General features: G+C 66.0%; 17 protein-coding genes and 1 pseudogene. 6 read left to right on the top strand and 12 right to left on the bottom strand.

From position 1 onward, the window contains the following. Nucleotides 1–10: 10 nt before the first annotated feature. The 7 genes and pseudogenes from ACE3SG_RS06835 to ACE3SG_RS06805 all read right to left on the bottom strand — a co-directional run bounded on the left by ACE3SG_RS06835 (nucleotide 11) and on the right by ACE3SG_RS06805 (nucleotide 5945). Entirely contained in the window at nucleotides 11–1168 is a 1158-nt protein-coding gene (locus ACE3SG_RS06835; protein ID WP_374563487.1) for an SIR2 family protein, read from the bottom strand. Continuing rightward, nucleotides 1168–2379, bottom strand: a complete 1212-nt coding sequence (locus ACE3SG_RS06830) for a hypothetical protein (protein ID WP_374563484.1) — start codon at nucleotides 2377–2379, stop codon at nucleotides 1168–1170. The genes ACE3SG_RS06835 and ACE3SG_RS06830 overlap by 1 nt, the downstream gene beginning before the upstream one ends. Before the next feature lie 199 nt (nucleotides 2380–2578). Beyond that, a pseudogene (locus ACE3SG_RS06825) lies at nucleotides 2579–3863 on the bottom strand (N-6 DNA methylase). A gap of 51 nt (nucleotides 3864–3914) precedes the next feature. Then, nucleotides 3915–4817 carry a DUF5655 domain-containing protein gene (locus ACE3SG_RS06820; RefSeq protein ID WP_374563481.1) on the bottom strand — a complete coding sequence of 301 codons (903 nt, stop codon included), beginning with the start codon at nucleotides 4815–4817 and terminating at the stop codon, nucleotides 3915–3917. A gap of 11 nt (nucleotides 4818–4828) precedes the next feature. Next, nucleotides 4829–5431, bottom strand: coding sequence for a PIN domain-containing protein (locus tag ACE3SG_RS06815; RefSeq protein ID WP_374563478.1), 603 nt, complete (start codon nucleotides 5429–5431; stop codon nucleotides 4829–4831). An 81-nt stretch (nucleotides 5432–5512) separates the two neighbouring features. Beyond that, nucleotides 5513–5674, bottom strand: a complete 162-nt coding sequence (locus ACE3SG_RS06810; RefSeq protein ID WP_374563475.1) for a hypothetical protein — start codon at nucleotides 5672–5674, stop codon at nucleotides 5513–5515. 10 nt (nucleotides 5675–5684) lie between these two features. Next, nucleotides 5685–5945: a helix-turn-helix domain-containing protein gene (locus tag ACE3SG_RS06805; RefSeq protein ID WP_374563472.1), complete on the bottom strand. Its 261-nt coding sequence runs from the start codon at nucleotides 5943–5945 to the stop codon at nucleotides 5685–5687. A gap of 333 nt (nucleotides 5946–6278) precedes the next feature. Here ACE3SG_RS06805 and ACE3SG_RS06800 point away from each other — a divergent pair, with 333 nt between their 5' ends. From ACE3SG_RS06800 to ACE3SG_RS06775, 6 genes are all read left to right on the top strand, one after another. Beyond that, nucleotides 6279–6938 (top strand): TerD family protein, encoded by a 660-nt coding sequence (locus ACE3SG_RS06800; RefSeq protein WP_374563469.1) that lies wholly within the window; start codon nucleotides 6279–6281, stop codon nucleotides 6936–6938. Between the two features lie 44 nt (nucleotides 6939–6982). Further along, complete coding sequence (locus ACE3SG_RS06795; RefSeq protein WP_374563467.1) at nucleotides 6983–7888, top strand: hypothetical protein; 906 nt, start codon at nucleotides 6983–6985, stop codon at nucleotides 7886–7888. A gap of 10 nt (nucleotides 7889–7898) precedes the next feature. Further along, nucleotides 7899–8693 (top strand): VWA domain-containing protein, encoded by a 795-nt coding sequence (locus ACE3SG_RS06790; RefSeq protein WP_374563464.1) that lies wholly within the window; start codon nucleotides 7899–7901, stop codon nucleotides 8691–8693. A gap of 181 nt (nucleotides 8694–8874) precedes the next feature. Continuing rightward, nucleotides 8875–10344: an MFS transporter gene (locus tag ACE3SG_RS06785; RefSeq protein ID WP_374563462.1), complete on the top strand. Its 1470-nt coding sequence runs from the start codon at nucleotides 8875–8877 to the stop codon at nucleotides 10342–10344. Further along, complete coding sequence (locus ACE3SG_RS06780) at nucleotides 10341–10703, top strand: DUF1428 domain-containing protein (protein WP_374563460.1); 363 nt, start codon at nucleotides 10341–10343, stop codon at nucleotides 10701–10703. Before ACE3SG_RS06785 ends, ACE3SG_RS06780 begins: the two co-directional genes overlap by 4 nt. Nucleotide 10704: 1 nt before the next feature. Further along, nucleotides 10705–11589: a fructosamine kinase family protein gene (locus tag ACE3SG_RS06775; protein WP_374563458.1), complete on the top strand. Its 885-nt coding sequence runs from the start codon at nucleotides 10705–10707 to the stop codon at nucleotides 11587–11589. Between the two features lie 30 nt (nucleotides 11590–11619). Here ACE3SG_RS06775 and ACE3SG_RS06770 read toward each other — a convergent pair whose 3' ends face one another. The 5 genes from ACE3SG_RS06770 to ACE3SG_RS06750 form a co-directional block, all read right to left on the bottom strand. After that, nucleotides 11620–12579 (bottom strand): YeeE/YedE thiosulfate transporter family protein, encoded by a 960-nt coding sequence (locus tag ACE3SG_RS06770; protein ID WP_374563455.1) that lies wholly within the window; start codon nucleotides 12577–12579, stop codon nucleotides 11620–11622. 70 nt (nucleotides 12580–12649) lie between these two features. Continuing rightward, nucleotides 12650–13801, bottom strand: coding sequence for a patatin-like phospholipase family protein (locus ACE3SG_RS06765; RefSeq protein WP_374563453.1), 1152 nt, complete (start codon nucleotides 13799–13801; stop codon nucleotides 12650–12652). A gap of 52 nt (nucleotides 13802–13853) precedes the next feature. Beyond that, on the bottom strand, nucleotides 13854–14363 hold the full coding sequence (locus ACE3SG_RS06760; RefSeq protein WP_374563450.1) for a cupin domain-containing protein: 510 nt from the start codon (nucleotides 14361–14363) through the stop codon (nucleotides 13854–13856). 59 nt (nucleotides 14364–14422) lie between these two features. Next, nucleotides 14423–15205 (bottom strand): 3-hydroxybutyrate dehydrogenase, encoded by a 783-nt coding sequence (locus ACE3SG_RS06755; RefSeq protein ID WP_374563449.1) that lies wholly within the window; start codon nucleotides 15203–15205, stop codon nucleotides 14423–14425. A gap of 10 nt (nucleotides 15206–15215) precedes the next feature. Then, nucleotides 15216–16532, bottom strand: coding sequence for an NAD(P)/FAD-dependent oxidoreductase (locus ACE3SG_RS06750; protein ID WP_374563446.1), 1317 nt, complete (start codon nucleotides 16530–16532; stop codon nucleotides 15216–15218). Nucleotides 16533–16637: the final 105 nt, after the last annotated feature.

Below are 16637 nucleotides of genomic sequence, written 5' to 3'. Positions count from 1 at the left end.
CAGAGTCTCGTCAATCGAACACAACCTGCCGACGCGACACCGCGATCGCAAGGCGAAGAATCTGTTCCAACATGCCGTGATCAGGCTTGCCATCGCTGGACAGCGGCGTGGGGTACCAGATCGGGCGCACCTTGAGGTGTAGGAGGCGGGCCTCCTTCTGGGCCTTCAATGCAGCGTCGTTGGGCTCGTTCAACACTGCAAAGTGATCCGGGATCTCGAAGGCGGCCTCGTCCACTATCCGTTGGAACAGCTCCAGGGTCTTGTCCTGTTCCAGGCTGCAGCCGATGAACAGGAGCGAATGGCTGATGAAGATCTGCCGCAGTGCTCTGGGGAGCTGGTTCTGGAACGCGAGCGGGTCACCGTAGGCCGCTTCGTACTGCGATCGAGTGAACACATGGGTGTTGGCTTGCCCGGCGTCTCCATGGAGCTTGAGAATGCACCGCTCGCCGCGTAGCAGCCGCTGCACGAAGTTGTTCCCAGCCTGGGTGCCGTGCATATAGCCATCCAGCGGCTGGCCGCGGTCACGAAACAGGTCCTCGATGACGGTGTCGAAGTTGGTGGTGACGATGCACCCTTTGGCCAGATCGGGGAGCAATTTGACCGGACCAACGATGGCACCCCGCTGGCGGAACTCGGTCTTAATAAAGTGCCGGACTTGATCGGCCGCCGCATCGTGGAACACCTGAGCGGCTTGCAAGTAGTCGTATTGCGACATCAACGGCTCGATGTCTTGCACACCCAAGCCCTGGAGCTTCAGCGCCATCTTGCGCAGTGCTTCTCGCCACATGGGATAGCCACAGGCCGCGGAGACGCCAGCACCCACAAAGGGTGCAACTCGCCCGCCTCGGATCGCGTCGACCAAGTCCAAGAACACCGCGCGTTGGTCCGAGTCGCGAATGAATCCGATGGCGCTCTCGTGCTCATCTGCTTGCCTCTTGCCCTCCCAATGGTCCAGTTCATCCAGATAGGCGTCACGCTCTGCCCAGTACAGCACGTCGCTGACCTTGACCACGTACTCGTGTTCAGGGTCTCTCAAGCTCTTGAGCACAACCGGGTCGGCTTGATCCAGCTGCTCATTGAAATCGGCCTTGGAGTTGTAAGCCGCCTGCAACGCTTCCTCGACCTTGTCGACGATGAGCTTGCTATCCCGGAGCTTCTGGATATCCATCAGTTCTCTCCCAGGCTCTCAACAGCAGCCGCAGCCGAATTGACCGTCAGTTCGCCCGATAGCAGTTTGGGCAGCAGCGCATTACGCATCTCAGCTAGCGCCCCAATCTGTCGGGCTCCGCACTCGACCCGTCGGAATAGTGGGTCTGTGATTGCCTGAAATGACGCCAGCAGTTCCGGGGCCGGTACCAGCACTTCCAATGATTCGATATGGCCCTTGGTGATGGCTTCGCGTGACGCCCCGGCGTTTAAGCCCAGGAGGAAACTCTTGGTCTCAGCCAGAAGCAAATGCTGATGCAGAAATCGAGGCGGCACGCCTGCCTTGGCCCGAATGATGGCCACATGCTGATTGACGCGTGCGGGCAGGGCATCAGGCAGCACGACGCAGGTGCGCAGGATGGACGCACCGGTGATGTTCAGGAGCACATCGCCTTCTTGCACGGTGACACCCTTGAGTTGGTTGGCCGCCTCATCCGTGATCCGTGCCAAGCCATCCCAGACAAACAGGCTGTCGTACACGTTCTGGCTGCGAATGAGCGCGACACCTTCGTCCTCGTATACCTCTTTACCTCCGCGCGGAGTTGCGCCGCTGCCGATCTTGTCGGTCAACTGTGCGAATGACTTTACGGACCAACCTGCAGGCGCATCACCGGGCGGCAATTGCGCCAGCTCATCCGGAAACAGCGCGGCGGTGTCGGCAAGCTGGCCATATTGCTCGGGGGGCAGCGCATCAAGTTCGTCGACGGGCCTGCCGCTGATGGCGCTCATCGTCGCGCGCAGCGGGTCGCGGCCTTCGGTCTTGGCGACGATCTTGGCTTTGACGGGGTCGAAATCCACAAACCACGACCTGAAGATGGCTTGGGCTATGGCTTCGAGGGTCTGATTGATACGGCGGTTGAGGGCAATTTTGGCTTCAACTTCGTCCAGTACTTGGGCCAGGAGAAGCCGTGTTTCGGAAGGCTGCGGGATCGAGAACGAAAGGAAGTCATCCCGACTCATCGACAAGTTCGTTGTGCCCATCGAACGCGAACGACAGTACTCTCGGTACTCTGGAGATCGCAGTACCCAATACAAGTAGGTCTTGTCGATCAAATCACTCTTGAAGATGAGTTTCACGGTGTCCTGAGTCATTCGACCTACAGCAACCGTGTCAGGTACGCGGGCGACCGAACCCAGCAAGTCACCAGATTGAGTAACGTCCTTCAGCGACACGTAGATGTCCCCGGGATATACCAACAACTTGGACGGACTATCGCCGCCGTATGTACGAAGTTTGTCCGAACGGAATCCACCGTCACGCTCAATTGACGCCAAACCGAGGAGAACAGGACCTGGCTGGTCCAAGAGTTCACTGCGGTAGGTGTTGCCTCGCTGAAGATCAACAAATTGACCGACGGTCGCTCGGCTCCAGTCAAAAACCATAGCCCAACCCCGCTAGATTCTTCTTGATCTCAACCTCCAGCTTCGCGCTCTCAGCGAACTGCCCCGCCAGCTGTGCCGTCAGCCGTGCCATCTTGTCGGCAAAGGCTTCGCCGTCGTCTTCTTGCTCTTCGGCGCCCACATAGCGACCTGGCGTCAGCACGTGTTCGTGCTTGCGGATGTCGTCCAGGCTGGCGGAGTAACAGAATCCCTTGATGTCTTCATACCCTTCGCCCTGCTGCCAAGCGTGGAAGGTGTCAGCGATCGTCTGGATGTCTTGCGCGGTGAAGTCGCGCAGCACGCGGTCCTTCATGTAGCCCATCTGGCGGGCGTCGATGAAGAGGAACTGTCGGCGTCGGTCACGCTTTCTCTTGCTGAGGTTGAAGCCGTTGGCCTTGTCGCGGGTAAGGAACCAGATGCAAGCCGGGATCTGGGTATTGGTGAACAGCTGACCAGGCAAGGCCACCATGCATTCCACGTAGTCATCTTCCACCAGCCGCTTGCGAATCTCGCCCTCGTTGTTGGTGTTGCTGCTCATCGAGCCATTGGCCAGCAGCAGGGCCATGCTGCCGGTGGACGCCAAGTGGTACAGCATGTGCTGCAGCCAGGCGAAGTTGGCGTTGCCCTGCGGCGGCGTGCATCCAGGCAGCCAGCGGGGGTCATTGGCCAGCTTCTCGCTCCACCACTCCTTCATGTTGAAGGGCGGGTTGGCCATCACGAAATCGGCCCGCAGGTCGGGGTGCAGGTCGTTCTGCAGCGTGTCGCCCGGGCCTCCACCAAAGTTGAAGTCGATGCCGCGGATGGCCATGTTCATGGCGGCCAGCTTCCAGGTGGTGGGGTTGCTCTCTTGCCCGTAGACACTGATCTGGCCGCTGGCCTTGTTTCCTTGGCCGTTGGTGCTCTTGCCGGCGTGCTCTTCAATGAAGTCTTCGCTTTGCACGAAGAAGCCTCCCGAGCCCATGGCAGGGTCGTACACCCGCCCCCTGAAGGGCTGCAGCATGTTAGTAGTCGCGCACCTCCTGCTCAGCCGCGACGTTTGCCTCGTAGTTCTCGGAGTAGTCCGCCGGATCCATGTAGTAGTCATGGGCCGGATCGCGGAATTGGGCGTCCAGTTCCTTCTGTCGCTCCTCGAACGCGTCAGACACGTACTTGAGGAACAGCAGACCGAGCGCGATGTGCTTGTAGACGGCTGCGTCCAGGTTAGACCGCAGCTTGTCCGCGGCAGTCCAGAGTTTTTTCTCGAGATCGTTGAAAAACTGTTGTTCGATTTGATTCATGGCTTGTGTTGAGGCTCCGCCGGCGTGTAGGAAGGCACGGCGTCGATCTGCCTAGAGAACGTTCTTGTAGGACTGTTCAATGATGCCGACCACATAGTCCAACTCGTCAGCGGACTTGAGGTAGACCCGGCGATCCATCGTCCAGTTGTAGCCCTCTGGGATCTTGTCGACCGCATTTTGAGGGTCCACGTAGTCGATCGGCCGCAAGTGGATCTTCAGCTGGTTCTTGCCGATGTGGACCTCGGCGAAATTGTTTGACACCTTGTAGGCGACATAGAAAGCGGTGGGTTTCTCGACGATGGTCTCGTCGAGGGCTAGAACCCGCTCGCGCAGTTGCTCGAAGAGTTCGCGTGTGGCTGGCGAGGCTTTGTTCAGCAGCAGATCGAAGGATGAGGGTGCGCTGGCATCGGCCTTGTCCTGGGGTGGCTTGGCGGAAGTTGCGGCGAGGACGGGCTCCTCAGGCAGGTTGATCGGCTCCAACGCGAAGACACCGTCCTCGTAGTAGCGGTAGCGCATCAGTTCGATGCGCAGAGGCACCACCTCCACCGTATCGATGTCGAACTTGCTGTACGACTCGGCAATGCAGATGACGCGGGGGTTGTGCCAGTCAAGTCTCAGGTGCTCCGCCGCGTGCGGCCCCAGCTTGTCGATCATCAGCTTCTCGAAGAAGCCCGGCTTCTGGGTCTTGAGCCACTTCAGGTAGGACAGCGCTTGGTTGATGACGTTGTCGTTCCTGTTGCGTTTGTACTCGATGATCACTGGCGCTCCCGTGCTATCTACCGCGAGAGTGTCGATTCGCCCGCCGAAGGTGGTCGGGTACTCCGTCGCCAGGAATCGAAGGTCCAGCACTTCTTGCAGATTGCTTTCCAGGAGCTGCTGAAGTGCCTTTTCCTTGTCCAGGGGAAGGACGTTGAGCTTCTTCAGCTTTCCAGCAGTGTTCTTGAAGATCGGCACAGGATGTCTCCTCAGCAATCTGGTAGGCAGTAGGTCACCCGGTTGCCGCTGACGTCGAAGACGCCGTTCTGCTGCAGGGTCTGAAGCAGTGAGCTGGCTTCTGATTCGTCCAGTTTCGGTTGAAACAACGCGGCGATCGAACCCTGCAACGTCTTCAAACTGGCTGGTCGCTGTGAGCCGCGTCGGACGAGGTATTCAATGATCGTCGACAGCCTTTCGTCTTCGGAGGTCGCTGCTGCCGGCGTCTTGACGATTGCGATGTCTTGCACGTTGACGCAGCGACTGGCATGGATCCCCTGGTGTTGCAAGTAGTCGATCAACGGATCCATACCCTTGTCAGCAGAGATCACGTGAAAGTAGGCGTCCGGCTCTTGTGTCGACAAGCGGCCGATGTAATAGGCGATGTGGAAGTCGAGCGCGTTGCGCCCGTTGCTGCTGATCTTGATGAACTTCGAGCCGTTATTCTTGGTGGCCAGTAGGTTGGCCAACTCGAAGCCGATCTTGGTCTGAGCCGCGCCGACGAAGACCAATACTTTGAAGACGTCTGCGGCCAACAATGAGGCCATGTCCGGTTGGACGTTCTCATAGTCGACCAGCACATAGTTGTTCTTCACGCTTGCCCCTGTTTTTTTGGACTGGTGGCCCCGCTGAGTTCCAGCGCCTGGAATCGCGGCGCCTCGTGCTGATCAGGCGCCTTAGCGCTTCTGGGCTTGTCGAAGCTTTGCCGCCAACTTCGAGATCACCAGTTCGGCCGCTACGCCGGTCCCTTGTGCCTTGGCTAGTTCGATTGCGGCGGCGGCGCGCCGCACGAATGGAGTGACAGCCGAGGGTTGTGAGTCCTGCTTCTCCGGCAGCATGGTCGTCCTCCTAGTCGTCATCGCTGAACCGGGCTGCCACTTCTTGCATGGTCGGCAAGCCGACCTTCTCGATGCGCATGCCGAGGCCAAGCGCCGAGAGCACCGCAAAGAGTGAAGACACGGTGACGTCGTCGCCGTCTTCCAGGCGATAGCTCACCTCGCGCACCTTGCCGGCGCGTTGGGCCAGTTCTTTCTTGCTCAGGCCAGCGGCTTCTCGCTGCGTTTTCAGCAGCCGGCCGAGTTCGTCGGGGAGGCGGATCGTGTCAGCCATGGCCTGCATGCTAGGCCGGTCTTGATCAGTTTGTCAGTTATGGCGTACACGGGTGGGCTATTTCGCTGCGGCAGAAAACGTGTCGGCATTCTTCGGGAAGTTCGCCACGGCGCCGGGGTGCCAGCTGCGCGGCTTCGCACGCCGGCTAGCGATAAACTGAACTCGACCTTCGGCCACGCCGTTGTCTCAGCTGCTTCATCTCTACGCCTCCGCCCCTGAGCCGCTTTGTCGCCAGGCCCTCGTCGGCGCGTGCATCGAAGCCACCATTTCGGTGCCCTGTCAGCCTGAGGGGCGTGGAGCAAGCCGATCGAACCACACAGGGATGAAAACCAGATGCTGACCTTGAGTCTCCAGAAGCCGGATGCGGCGCCCGTTCGCCGGCTCACGCTGTCGCTGAGCAAAGGTGCTCGCTTCAGCGTGAAGGTCGAGTGGGACTGCAAGGCCGATCACCAGGACGATGTCGATGTGCACGCGCTCGAAGCGGTGAACAGTGGCCATGGGGCCAAGGTGACGGCGCTGGAGGGCATCCTCTCGACCTACAACACGACCCGCATGTCGCGCACCGGGGCGCTGAAGACGAACCCGGATGGCTCGTTCGCCACGCCTTCGGGTGGGCTCTCGCACTCCGGCGACATCCGCGTGCAGGGCAGCCAGGCCGAGGTGTTGACAGTCGACGGCTCGAAGGTGCCGCCGGCCGTCAACGAGATCCCGCTCTTCGCCACGGTCCATAAGGCCGATCACGGCGAAGGGCATGAGGACGAGCATGACGACGATGACGAGGCCGCGTTCGCCGACATCGACATCTGCGTGGTCACGATCTCGGACGACTCGGGCCGGGTGCTCGGGAAGTACCAGCTGTCCGACGAGTTCGGCGAGTTCAACGTCGTGCAGCTCGGCACCGTGATGCTCGCCCCGAGCGGCGGTTGGGAATACGTGCCAGTCGGCGTCGGCTTCAAGGGCGATTTCAACGACGTGCTCGGCCACTTCTGCTGAGCGAGCGCGTGGCGCACAAGCCAGGGCCTCTGCGGCCGACCGTCGTGAAGCCGTCGGCGGCCGGTGCGCGCGGCAAGAAGACGGCGCCGCCCGCTTCTTCATCCGCCGTCGCACAGCCGACGGCCATCGACGGTGTGCGGCCCGAGCGGATCGAGGTGCATGTCGATGAGCTGCGAGCGCTGTCGGCCGATGCGTCCGAGCCGGTCTGCGATGAAGCCGCTCGCCTGCTGCAGGCGCTGACGGTCGCGATGCTCAGCCAGCGCCGAGCCGAGCGTTGGGGGCAAGAGGTTCAGCGGGCTTGCCAGGATGGTTTCAGCGGCGGCAGTGTCGCCCCGGTATCGGCACCGTTCATCGAACAGGCGCGCGCCGACCTGGCACGCATGACGGGCATCCTCGAGGCGATCGATTTGAAGGCGGTGTGCGCGCATGCCCAAGGGGGTTTGCTCGCGGGCCTGGCGAAGTCGGTCAACCGCAAGATCGACACGCCGGCGAAGCTGGCGGGTGCCTTGGACGAGCTTCGATCGCTGCTGCAGCGCATGCACGCAGGCGTGGGCCGCTTGCTGGCGCTGCAGGATGGGCTGCGCCAGCGGGCCGGCGCGTTCGAGCGGCGCCAGGTCGAGGTGGAGGCCGCTGCCTTGGCGGCGCTGTTCCTGTCGAACCGCCTGGCCGGGTCGTCGCCGACCCTCGCGCAGCGATTTGCCGAGCGCCACATGAGCCTCGGCGCCACCTTGGCGCAGACGAGGCAGGGTGACGGTGCCTACCGCACCCATGTCGCGCAACCCTTGCAGCTCATCGGCGCGATCCAGGGCGTGGCGTTGGTGAAGGTGCAGGGGCTCGTCACCGAGATGGCTTCGTTGCAGGCCCTGGCCAAGGCCGGGCGCGCTTTTCCCGCCGAGGCGCTCAACATGAGCTATCGGCTTCGAGACATCCTTCAACAGCTGAAGAACTAAAGGAATCGACATGACGCAACCCTTCAAGCTCGACCTGAACAAGTCGGCCACCACCTTCCGCCTGTCTCTGGACAAGGCCGGTGTGCCGCCCGAGATCCGCGCCGAGCTGCTCGTCGTGATGGACGTGTCGGGCTCGTTCGAACACGAGCACGAAGAAGGAACGACAGACATCCTGCTCGAGCGCTTCGTGCCGCTGGCCAAGGTGCTCGACCCGGACGGCAAGATCGACCTCGTCACCTTCAGCAACGGCAAGGACTCGGTGCAGCACCTGGGCACGATCGACGAGACGAACGTTCGCGGCTACATCGTCAACCACGTGGTCGACAAGGTGCGGGGCTGGAAGGGCGGCACCACCTACAGCTTCGCGCTGGAAGAGGCCTTGCGCATCTTCGGCTGGCTGCCATGCCACCGTGACCACGAGCCGGTGAAACCTCGCTTCTGGCAGCGCCTGCTCGGCCTGGCGCCCGATGCGCCGAAGTCGGCCCCGACGCACCGGCACGAGAAGAAGCGCTCGATCGTCTTGTTCGTCACCGACGGCGAAAACGACCCGGGCGACAGCTTCCGCGACAAGCAGCGCACCCGCGAGGTGCTGCTGACCTCGCAGCACCGCGGCGACGAGGTCTACTTCCTGTTCATCGGCGCCTGCGAGCATGAGGAGTTCGCGTTCGTCGAGGCGATCGCGAAGGAGTTCAAGAACACCGGGATCGTGATGGCGACGGACCCCGAGGCGTTCGTGAACCTGCCGGACGACGAGCTCATCGCCAAGCTGCTCGGGCGCGAACTGGTGGATTGGCTCAAGGCCTGATCAAGCGCTGAGGCCCGTCGAGCGGCCTTGCTTCATGCTGAAGCGCGACGGGGCGCTTCACGGGCCACCCCGCCCGAAACCCTGCCCTCGACATGTTTCGTGGTGCTGATGTCGAATCGGCGTCTGGCCGTTCGTCGTGGCGTTGAGTGCGCCGATGAACCCTTGCCGGACCTGATCGCCCATGACCACCGACCCTCTGTTGCTGGACCACCGCCGCCGCTGGCTCGCGCTGATTCTGTTGTGCCTGGGCGTGCTGATGATCGTGCTCGACACGACGATCGTGAACGTGGCGCTGCCGTCGATCCGCGCCGACCTGGCTTTCAGCGAGACCTCGCTGGTCTGGGTGGTCAACGCCTACATGCTGACCTTCGGCGGCTTTCTGCTGCTGGGCGGCCGGCTGGGTGACCTGTACGGCCATCGCCGCCTGTTCATTGCCGGCATCGTCGGCTTCACGCTCGCCTCGCTGGCGTGCGGCGTGGCGCCGACGCAGGTGGTGTTGATCGCGGCGCGTGCGGTGCAGGGCGTGGCCGGCGCGGTGGTGTCGGCGGTGGCCCTGTCGCTGATCATGAACCTGTTCACCGAGGCCGGTGAGCGCGCCAAGGCGATGGGCGTCTACGGTTTTGTCTGCGCCAGTGGCGGCAGCATCGGCGTGCTGCTGGGCGGCCTGCTGACCGGCACGCTGGGCTGGCGTGCGGTGTTCCTGGTCAACCTGCCGATCGGTGTGGCGGTGGTGGCGTTGTGCCTGCGCCTGCTGCCCGCGGGTGTGTCGGCCGCGCAGCGTGCCAAGCTGGATTGGGCCGGCGCCGGCAGCATCACGCTGTCGCTGATGCTGGCGGTCTATGCGGTGGTCAACGGCAACGCCGCCGGGTGGGCTTCGGCGCAGACGCTGGGGCTGCTGGGCCTCGCGGTAGCGTTGTTCGTGGCCTTCGTGTTGGTCGAGACGAAGGTCGCCGTGCCGCTGATGCCGCTCACGCTGTTCAAGCGCCGCAACGTGGCCACCGCCAACGTGGTGGGGGTGTTGTGGGCCGCGGCGATGTTCGCCTGGTTCTTTCTCTCGGCGCTGTACATGCAGCTGGTGCTGGGCTACAGCCCCTGGCAGGTAGGGCTGGGGTTCCTGCCGGCCAACCTGATCATGGCGGTGTTCTCGCTGGGCCTGTCGGCCCGCATCGTCATGAGGTGGGGCCTGCGCGGCCCGTTGGCGGTGGGCTTGTGGCTGGCTGCGGCGGGGCTGGCGCTGTTTGCGCGCGCGCCGGTGCAAGGCGATTTCGTGGTCGATGTGCTGACCGGCATGCTGCTGCTGGGCCTGGGTGGCGGCATCGCCTTCAACCCGGTGCTGCTGGCCGCGATGAGCGATGTGGACGCGGCCGACTCGGGCCTCGCGTCCGGCGTGGTCAACACGGCCTTCATGATGGGTGGTGCGCTCGGGCTGGCGGTGCTGGCCAGCGGCGCGGCGGCGCGCACCGCCGGCCTGCAGGCCGCCGGCGTGCCGCCTGTCGATGCGCTGAACCAGGGCTATCAGCTGGCGTTTGTGCTCGGCGCGGCGTTCGCCGCGCTGGCGGGTGGGCTGGGTGCGGCGTTCCTGCGCACGGGCCGGCTCGCGTCGTCTTCCTCGTCGTCACCCGCCACCCAACCCGAAGGAGAAGCTGCATGAGCTTGTATGTCGATGGATTCGTCATCCCGCTGCCGCTGGACAAGCTGGCCGACTACAAGCGCCTGGCCAAGAAGGCCGGCAAGGTGTGGATGGAACACGGCGCGTTGCAGTACACCGAGTGCGTGGCCGACGATGTGAAGCTGGGCAAGACGACCTCGTTTCCGCAGGCGGTGAAGCTGAAGGAGGGCGAGGTGGTGGTGTTCTCGTGGATCGTCTACAAGAACCGGCGCGAGCGCGACCGCATCAACAAGCTGGTGATGAGCGACCCGCGCCTGGCCGACATGATGAATCCGGCGGCGATGCCGTTCGACGGCAAGCGCATGTTCTGGGGCGGCTTCAAGACCATCGTCGAGCTCTGACATGCCGGTCGCGGCCGCATTGCAGCGGGCGCTGGGGGGCCCGTGGGTGGTGCAGGCGCTGGGCGCCAGCGGCTTTTGCAGCACCTGGCGCGCACGCGGCAACGCGCAGCTGTTCGTCAAGACGCTGCCGGCAGCCGACCTGGCGCGGCTGGACGCCGAGGCCGATGGCCTGCGCGCGCTGGCCGCGCAAGGTGGCATCGCCGTGCCGAAGGTGGCGTGGTGCGGTGTCGATGCGGCCTCGGGCCTGGCCGCGCTGGCGATGCAATGGCTGGACCTGCGCCCGCCGGACGAGGGCTTCGGCCAGCGCCTGGGTGAAGCGCTGGCGGCCTTGCATGCGGCGCGGCCCCGGGGCGACGGGCGCTTCGGCTGGGCGCGCGACAACTTCATCGGCGGCACGACGCAGCGCAACCGTTGGAGCGCGCGCGGCGGCCTCGACGGCTGGCTGGCCTTCTACCGCAGCGAGCGGCTCGAAGCGCTGCTGCCGCGCCTGCAATCGGCCGGTGCGCCGACCGAGCTGCTGCACGCCGTCGGCGCGCTCGAACAGGCCTTGCCGCGCTTCTTCGACGATGGCCACGTGCCGCGGCCGAGCCTGATCCACGGCGACCTGTGGAGCGGCAACTGGGGCATGCGCAAGGACGGTGTGCCGGTGGTCTTCGACCCTGCGGTGTCGGTGTCGGACGCCGAAGCCGAGGTCGCGATGATGGAGCTGTTCGGCACGCCGCCACCGGGCTTCTGGCCCGCGTGGCAGGCGGTGATGGGTGCGCACGCCGGTTATGCCCGGCGGCGTGGGCTGTACCAGCTGTACCACCTGCTGAACCACGCGCTGCTGTTCGGCGGGGCCTACGTCGGCCAGGCGACGATGCTGGCGCAGCGCTTGCTGCGCTGAGGCCGGACAGGGCTCGGCTCGGACCTCGGCTTAGACCTCTGCGAAGCGGCGCACCGCGATGCGGGTGGCCGAGTGCGCCACGGCGATCACCAGGCACATCGTCGCGAACGCGACCCAGGCGTAAGGCCACAGCAGCGGCAGGCCGAGCAGGATCAGGCCGTCGTTGCCGCCCGGGATCAGCAGGCTGCCCCAGCCCATCAGCAGGCCGCCACCCAGGCAGCGCAGCAGATCGGCCGGGCGCAATGGCCGCGCGCGCCACAGGCCGGCGCGCCGGCCGCCCCACACCGCGCCGCCGAGCAGGCAGCCGAACAAGGCCAGGCGCAAGCCGTGCTGCATCGCCATGCCACGCGCCAGCTCGGCCAGCGCGTCGGTGTAGGCCCAGGCGCCTTCGAGCAGCAGCAGCGCGAGAAAGGCCAGGCCGATCGACACGGTGGCCACGTGCGGCGTCCACCAGTGGCGCGCGGGCGCCGCGCGCTGTGGCCAGGCACGGGCCAGTCGCCACAGCACGAACACGACGAAGGCCGTGCCCAGCGCCAGCGGCGCCGCCCACAGGGGCGAGCCCGGCGGCAGCGGCTGGGGCCGCGCGCCGGCGAACAGCGGGCCGACGCTGAGGCAGCCGAGGTAGAAGCCCAGCGGCGTCGCCAGGTAGGCCCACTCGCCGTTGCCCAGCCGCGCGATCGCGCCGAACACGCAGGCCTGGTTGACATAGGCGCCCAGGCCGAGCAGCGCGGCGCCGAGCACCGTCCAGCCGCTGAGTGCGTAGGGCGCCGGCAGCATCGGCGCGGGCAGCGGCAGGGCGCGCAGCATCAGCAGGCCACCGGCGACCCAGCACGACGCTTCGAGCAGGCTGCGCAGGCGTGTGGCGCGGCGCTGGTCGATCAGCTCGTTGACGGCGGCGACGGTGCAGGTGGCGCCGCGCTGGATTGCCGCGCCCATCAGCAGCGCGCAGGCGCCGGCGCCCAGCGCCAGCAGCCATGCGACCCAGCTCATTGGAGCACCCTCGGGCCTGCGGCCCGCCCCTCCAAGAGGGAACGAGCCCCTACGGGCGGGCGGGCGGGGCTCATGCCGGCTGCAGGCTGTCGAGGCTGTGCTCGATCACGCCTTCGATCGGGTCGACCGGTGCGCGCCACGGTGCGCGCTCGATCATGCGGCGCGCATCGACCAGCCCGGCCGAGCGGCGCGCGTGCACGCCGGCGGCGGTGAAGTCGATGTCCTTGGTGTGGTCTTCGCCTTCGAGGCGCGGCGCCACTAAATGGGCCACGTGCATCGTCGTGCCGCAGCCCCAGGCGGCCAGGTCCTTGGCCTCTTGCTGGCGGGCCGCGGGCATCAGCTTGTGCATCTCGCGGATGATGTGGCGCAGGCGGTGGATCTGCTTTTGCCGTGCGATGTGGCTGTCGGCGCGGCTGGCGTACTGGATGTCCTTCTGCCGCCCCATCACCTGCCAGATCGACTCGGGCTGCGGTGCCGTCTGGTGCCAGACGTTGACGGCGAAGATCAGCGCGTCGCGGCGCGGGTTGTCGTCGAGCACGGCCTCGATCGGCGTGTTCGAGTACAGGCCGCCGTCCCAATACGCTTCGCCGTCGATGCGCACGGCCGGGAAGGCCGGCGGCAACGCGCCCGAGGCCATGATGTGCTCGAGCCCGACCGTCTCCTGGCGGGTGTCGAAATAGCGCATCTGGCCGCTGCAGACATTGACCGCACCCACCGTCAGCCGCATGCCGCCGTCTTGCAGCTGGTCGAAGTCGACCAGCTCGCGCAGTGTGCGGCGCAGCGGCTCGGTGCTGTAGTAGGCCGCCTGGTCGACGCCCAGCGCGGCCTGGGTGCCGCGCAGCGCGCCGAGGTTGGGCTCGAAGAACGCCGGGATGCCGCGCATCACCGTGGTCATGTTGGCCAGCAGGTTGCCCATGCCCAGCCAGTCGAGCGGGCCGGCCAGCGACGACTGCTGCTCGACATGCCGCCAGAAGGCGTTCAGCCGCTGCAGCCGCTGCTCTCGCGGGCTGCCGGCGATCAGCGCCGCGTTGATCGCGCCGATCGAGGTGCCGATGACCCAGTCGGGCTCGATGCCGGCTTCGTGCAGCGCCTCGTAGACGCCGACCTGGTAGGCGCCGAGCGCGCCGCCGCCTTGCAGCACCAGCACCACCTGGCCGGGCCGTTCGTGGCCGTTCAGCGGTGACGCGGGCGGGGTCTTGTTGGAGGGTCGATGGGAGGGCATGGTGGGTCTCGGCGGGCAGCGGTCTGGTGGGTCGGTCGAAGCGCGGCGCGGCTTACATGTGTTCCATCATCGTGGCGGGCTTGCCGTCGTTGACGATGTCGGCGATGGTCAGCTCCACCGGCTGGCTGGTGGAGTTCTTCCACCAGTGCTGGGTGCCCAGGAACTCGCGCGAGATGTCGCCGGCCTTGTGCAGGATCGGCACCGCGCACTTGCTGGAGTTCTCGTAGATCTCGCCGCTGTTGACCATGATCAGCGCCGGCCGGTCCTGGTGGCTGTGCAGCGGCACGACGCCGCCCGGGGCGATGGTCATGTGGCGCAGCCGCAGGCGGCGGTGCTCAAGCTTGACGTTCTCTTGCGCCAGGTCGACCGACGACAGCTCGGTGTCGACCACGCCCATCGGCATGGTCGCGGCGCCGGCCAGCGCGTTGGGCATCACCTGGTTGGCCGGGCATTCGCCGGCATGGGCGCCGGTGGTGGCCAGCGACGCGGCCATCGCCGCCAGCGCGGCGACGATGTGGGCCCAGCGGGACGAACGGGTGCGGATGATCGAGCGGTTCTTCATGGGTTTCTCCTTCGGTACTTTGGATGGGGGACTGATGGGGTGGCCGGTGGGCCGGTGATTCACTGCGCCGTCCAGCCGCCTTCGATCGGCAGCACGGCGCCGGTGATGGACGCGGCATCGTCGGAACACAGGAACGCGGTCAACGCGGCCACTTGTTCGACGGTGACGAATCGCTTGGTCGGCTGCGCGGCGAGCAGCACGTCGCGGATCACCTCTTGCTCGGTGATGCCACGGGCCTTGGCGGTGTCGGGGATCTGCTGCTCGACCAGCGGCGTCAGCACATAACCCGGGCAGACCGCGTTGACGGTGATGCCGGCCTCGGCCAGTTCGAGCGCCACGGTCTTGGTGAAGCCGGCCACGCCGTGCTTGGCGGCCACGTAGGCCGACTTGTATTTGCTGGCCACCAGCGCGTGCGCCGACGCCACGTTGACGATGCGGCCCCAGCCCTTGCGTTTCATCGCCGGCACGGCCAAGCGCACGGTGTGGAAGGTGGCGCTGAGGTTGATCGCGAGGATCGCGTACCAGCGCTCGACCGGGAACTCGTCGACCGGCGCCACGTGCTGGATGCCGGCGTTGTTGACCAGCAGGTCGATCGCGCCGAACTCGGCGATCGCGCGGCCCATCATGCGTTCGATCTGCTCGGGCTGGCTCATGTCGGCGCCGTCGTAGCGCACCTGCACGTCGTGCACCTCGCTCAGCTCGTGGCGCAGGCGCTCGATCTCGCGGCTGTCGCCGAAGCCGTTGAGCACGACGTTGGCGCCTTGCGCCGCGAGCGTGCGGGCGATGCCCAGGCCGATGCCGGACGTGGAGCCGGTGACCAGCGCGGTCTTGCCGATGAACATGGGGGGTCTCCTAGGAACGGGGTGAGAGGGAAGAGGGGGCGGGGCCGCGTTCGGCCTCGGCGGTGCGGGTGAAGCGCAGGTGCGTGATGTCGAGCGGGAAGAACAGGCCCCAGGTCCACTCGACCCAGATGCGCAGCTTTCGGCCCAGCGTGGGCATGCGCAGCAGGTAGTAGCCGCGCCACAGCAGCCAGGCCGGCAGGCCGGTCAGCGGCAGGCCGAAGACCTGCGCCACCCCCTTGAGGTGGCCGGTGGTGGCCATCATTCCGCGCGCGGCATAGGCGAACGGCCGCGTCGGCTCGCCGCGCAACAGGCGCAGCAGGTTGTTGGCCAGCTGCCGCGCCTGGGCGACGGCGAACTGCGCGGTCGGCGGGCAGATGCGGCCATCGAGCGCGTTAGGCACCGCGGCGCAATCCCCCAGCGCCCACAGCCCCGGCGCACCATCGACCCGGCCGTCGGCTTGGGTGGTGATGCGGCCGCGCACGGTGGGCAGCGCCAGCCGCGCCACCAGCGGGTTGGGCTGGGTGCCGATGGTGCAGACCACGGTGGCGCTGGCCAGGTGCTCACCATCGGCCAGCTCGACGCCGTCGACATGCACCTGGCTGACGCGCGCGCCGCAGCGCACCTGCACGCCGCGCCTGGCCAGCGAGCGGGCCGCCGCCTCGCCCAGCGTGGCCGGCAGCTCGGGCAGCAGGCGCTCGCCGTCGTGCAGCAGGCTGACGCGCAGCAGCGATTCGCGCGCCTTCGGGTAGTGGCGGCGCGCGCTGTGCAGGAAGTCGGCGATCGCGCCGGCCACCTCGACCCCCGAGAAGCCGCCGCCGACCACCACCACGTGGCCCAGGGCCTGGCGCTGCGCCGGGTCGTAGGCCAGCTCGATGCGGGCCAGCGCCTGCAGCACGCGGTTGCGGATGTGCATCGCGTCGCCCACCAGCTTCAGCGGCAGCGCGTGCTCGGCCATGCCGGGCAGCAGGTCGAGCCGGGCGCGTTGGCCGACCGCCAGCACCAACTGGTCGTAGGCGAATTCGACCGGCCCGGCCAGCGTGTCGCAGACCAGGTGGCGTGCGCCGGTGTCGACCGTGCGCACGGCCCCCATCACGAAGCGCACGCCGGGCAGCATCTCGCGGATCGGGGCCACCACGTGCTCGGGGAACACGCCCGCGCCCACCACCTCGGGCAGCATCGGGTTGAAGGTGGTGTAGCTCTCTTCGCTGATCAGCAGCAGCTGCCAGCCGGGCGGCAGGCGGCCGGACAGCGCCTTGGCCAGCGTGGTGCCGGCAAAGCCGCCGCCGACGATGGCGAGGGTGCGGGGTGGGGTGGGCGGGGTGGTCATGGCGGCTCGGTGTGGAATGGCCGCCAGTGTCTGGATTGCCGCTTCTGCCGTGAAATCGCATCAATTCATCGGCCCATGTGCGGTGGTTATCGCCGCCGGTGTAAG

This window comes from Ideonella sp. (genome assembly GCF_041914305.1).
Lineage (GTDB): Bacteria > Pseudomonadota > Gammaproteobacteria > Burkholderiales > Burkholderiaceae_C > Ideonella.
This window is presented reverse-complemented; position numbering and strand designations above follow the sequence as displayed.

Coding starts and splice junctions, on each gene's coding strand:
- ACE3SG_RS06755 (WP_374563449.1), bottom strand. CDS start 15,205: ATGTTCATCGGCAAGACCGCGCTGGTCACCGGCTCCACGTCCGGCATC.
- ACE3SG_RS06765 (WP_374563453.1), bottom strand. CDS start 13,801: ATGCCCTCCCATCGACCCTCCAACAAGACCCCGCCCGCGTCACCGCTG.
- ACE3SG_RS06800 (WP_374563469.1), top strand. CDS start 6,279: ATGCTGACCTTGAGTCTCCAGAAGCCGGATGCGGCGCCCGTTCGCCGG.
- ACE3SG_RS06760 (WP_374563450.1), bottom strand. CDS start 14,363: ATGAAGAACCGCTCGATCATCCGCACCCGTTCGTCCCGCTGGGCCCAC.
- ACE3SG_RS06835 (WP_374563487.1), bottom strand. CDS start 1,168: ATGGATATCCAGAAGCTCCGGGATAGCAAGCTCATCGTCGACAAGGTC.
- ACE3SG_RS06775 (WP_374563458.1), top strand. CDS start 10,705: ATGCCGGTCGCGGCCGCATTGCAGCGGGCGCTGGGGGGCCCGTGGGTG.
- ACE3SG_RS06805 (WP_374563472.1), bottom strand. CDS start 5,945: ATGGCTGACACGATCCGCCTCCCCGACGAACTCGGCCGGCTGCTGAAA.
- ACE3SG_RS06785 (WP_374563462.1), top strand. CDS start 8,875: ATGACCACCGACCCTCTGTTGCTGGACCACCGCCGCCGCTGGCTCGCG.
- ACE3SG_RS06750 (WP_374563446.1), bottom strand. CDS start 16,532: ATGACCACCCCGCCCACCCCACCCCGCACCCTCGCCATCGTCGGCGGC.
- ACE3SG_RS06780 (WP_374563460.1), top strand. CDS start 10,341: ATGAGCTTGTATGTCGATGGATTCGTCATCCCGCTGCCGCTGGACAAG.
- ACE3SG_RS06770 (WP_374563455.1), bottom strand. CDS start 12,579: ATGAGCTGGGTCGCATGGCTGCTGGCGCTGGGCGCCGGCGCCTGCGCG.
- ACE3SG_RS06810 (WP_374563475.1), bottom strand. CDS start 5,674: ATGCTGCCGGAGAAGCAGGACTCACAACCCTCGGCTGTCACTCCATTC.
- ACE3SG_RS06790 (WP_374563464.1), top strand. CDS start 7,899: ATGACGCAACCCTTCAAGCTCGACCTGAACAAGTCGGCCACCACCTTC.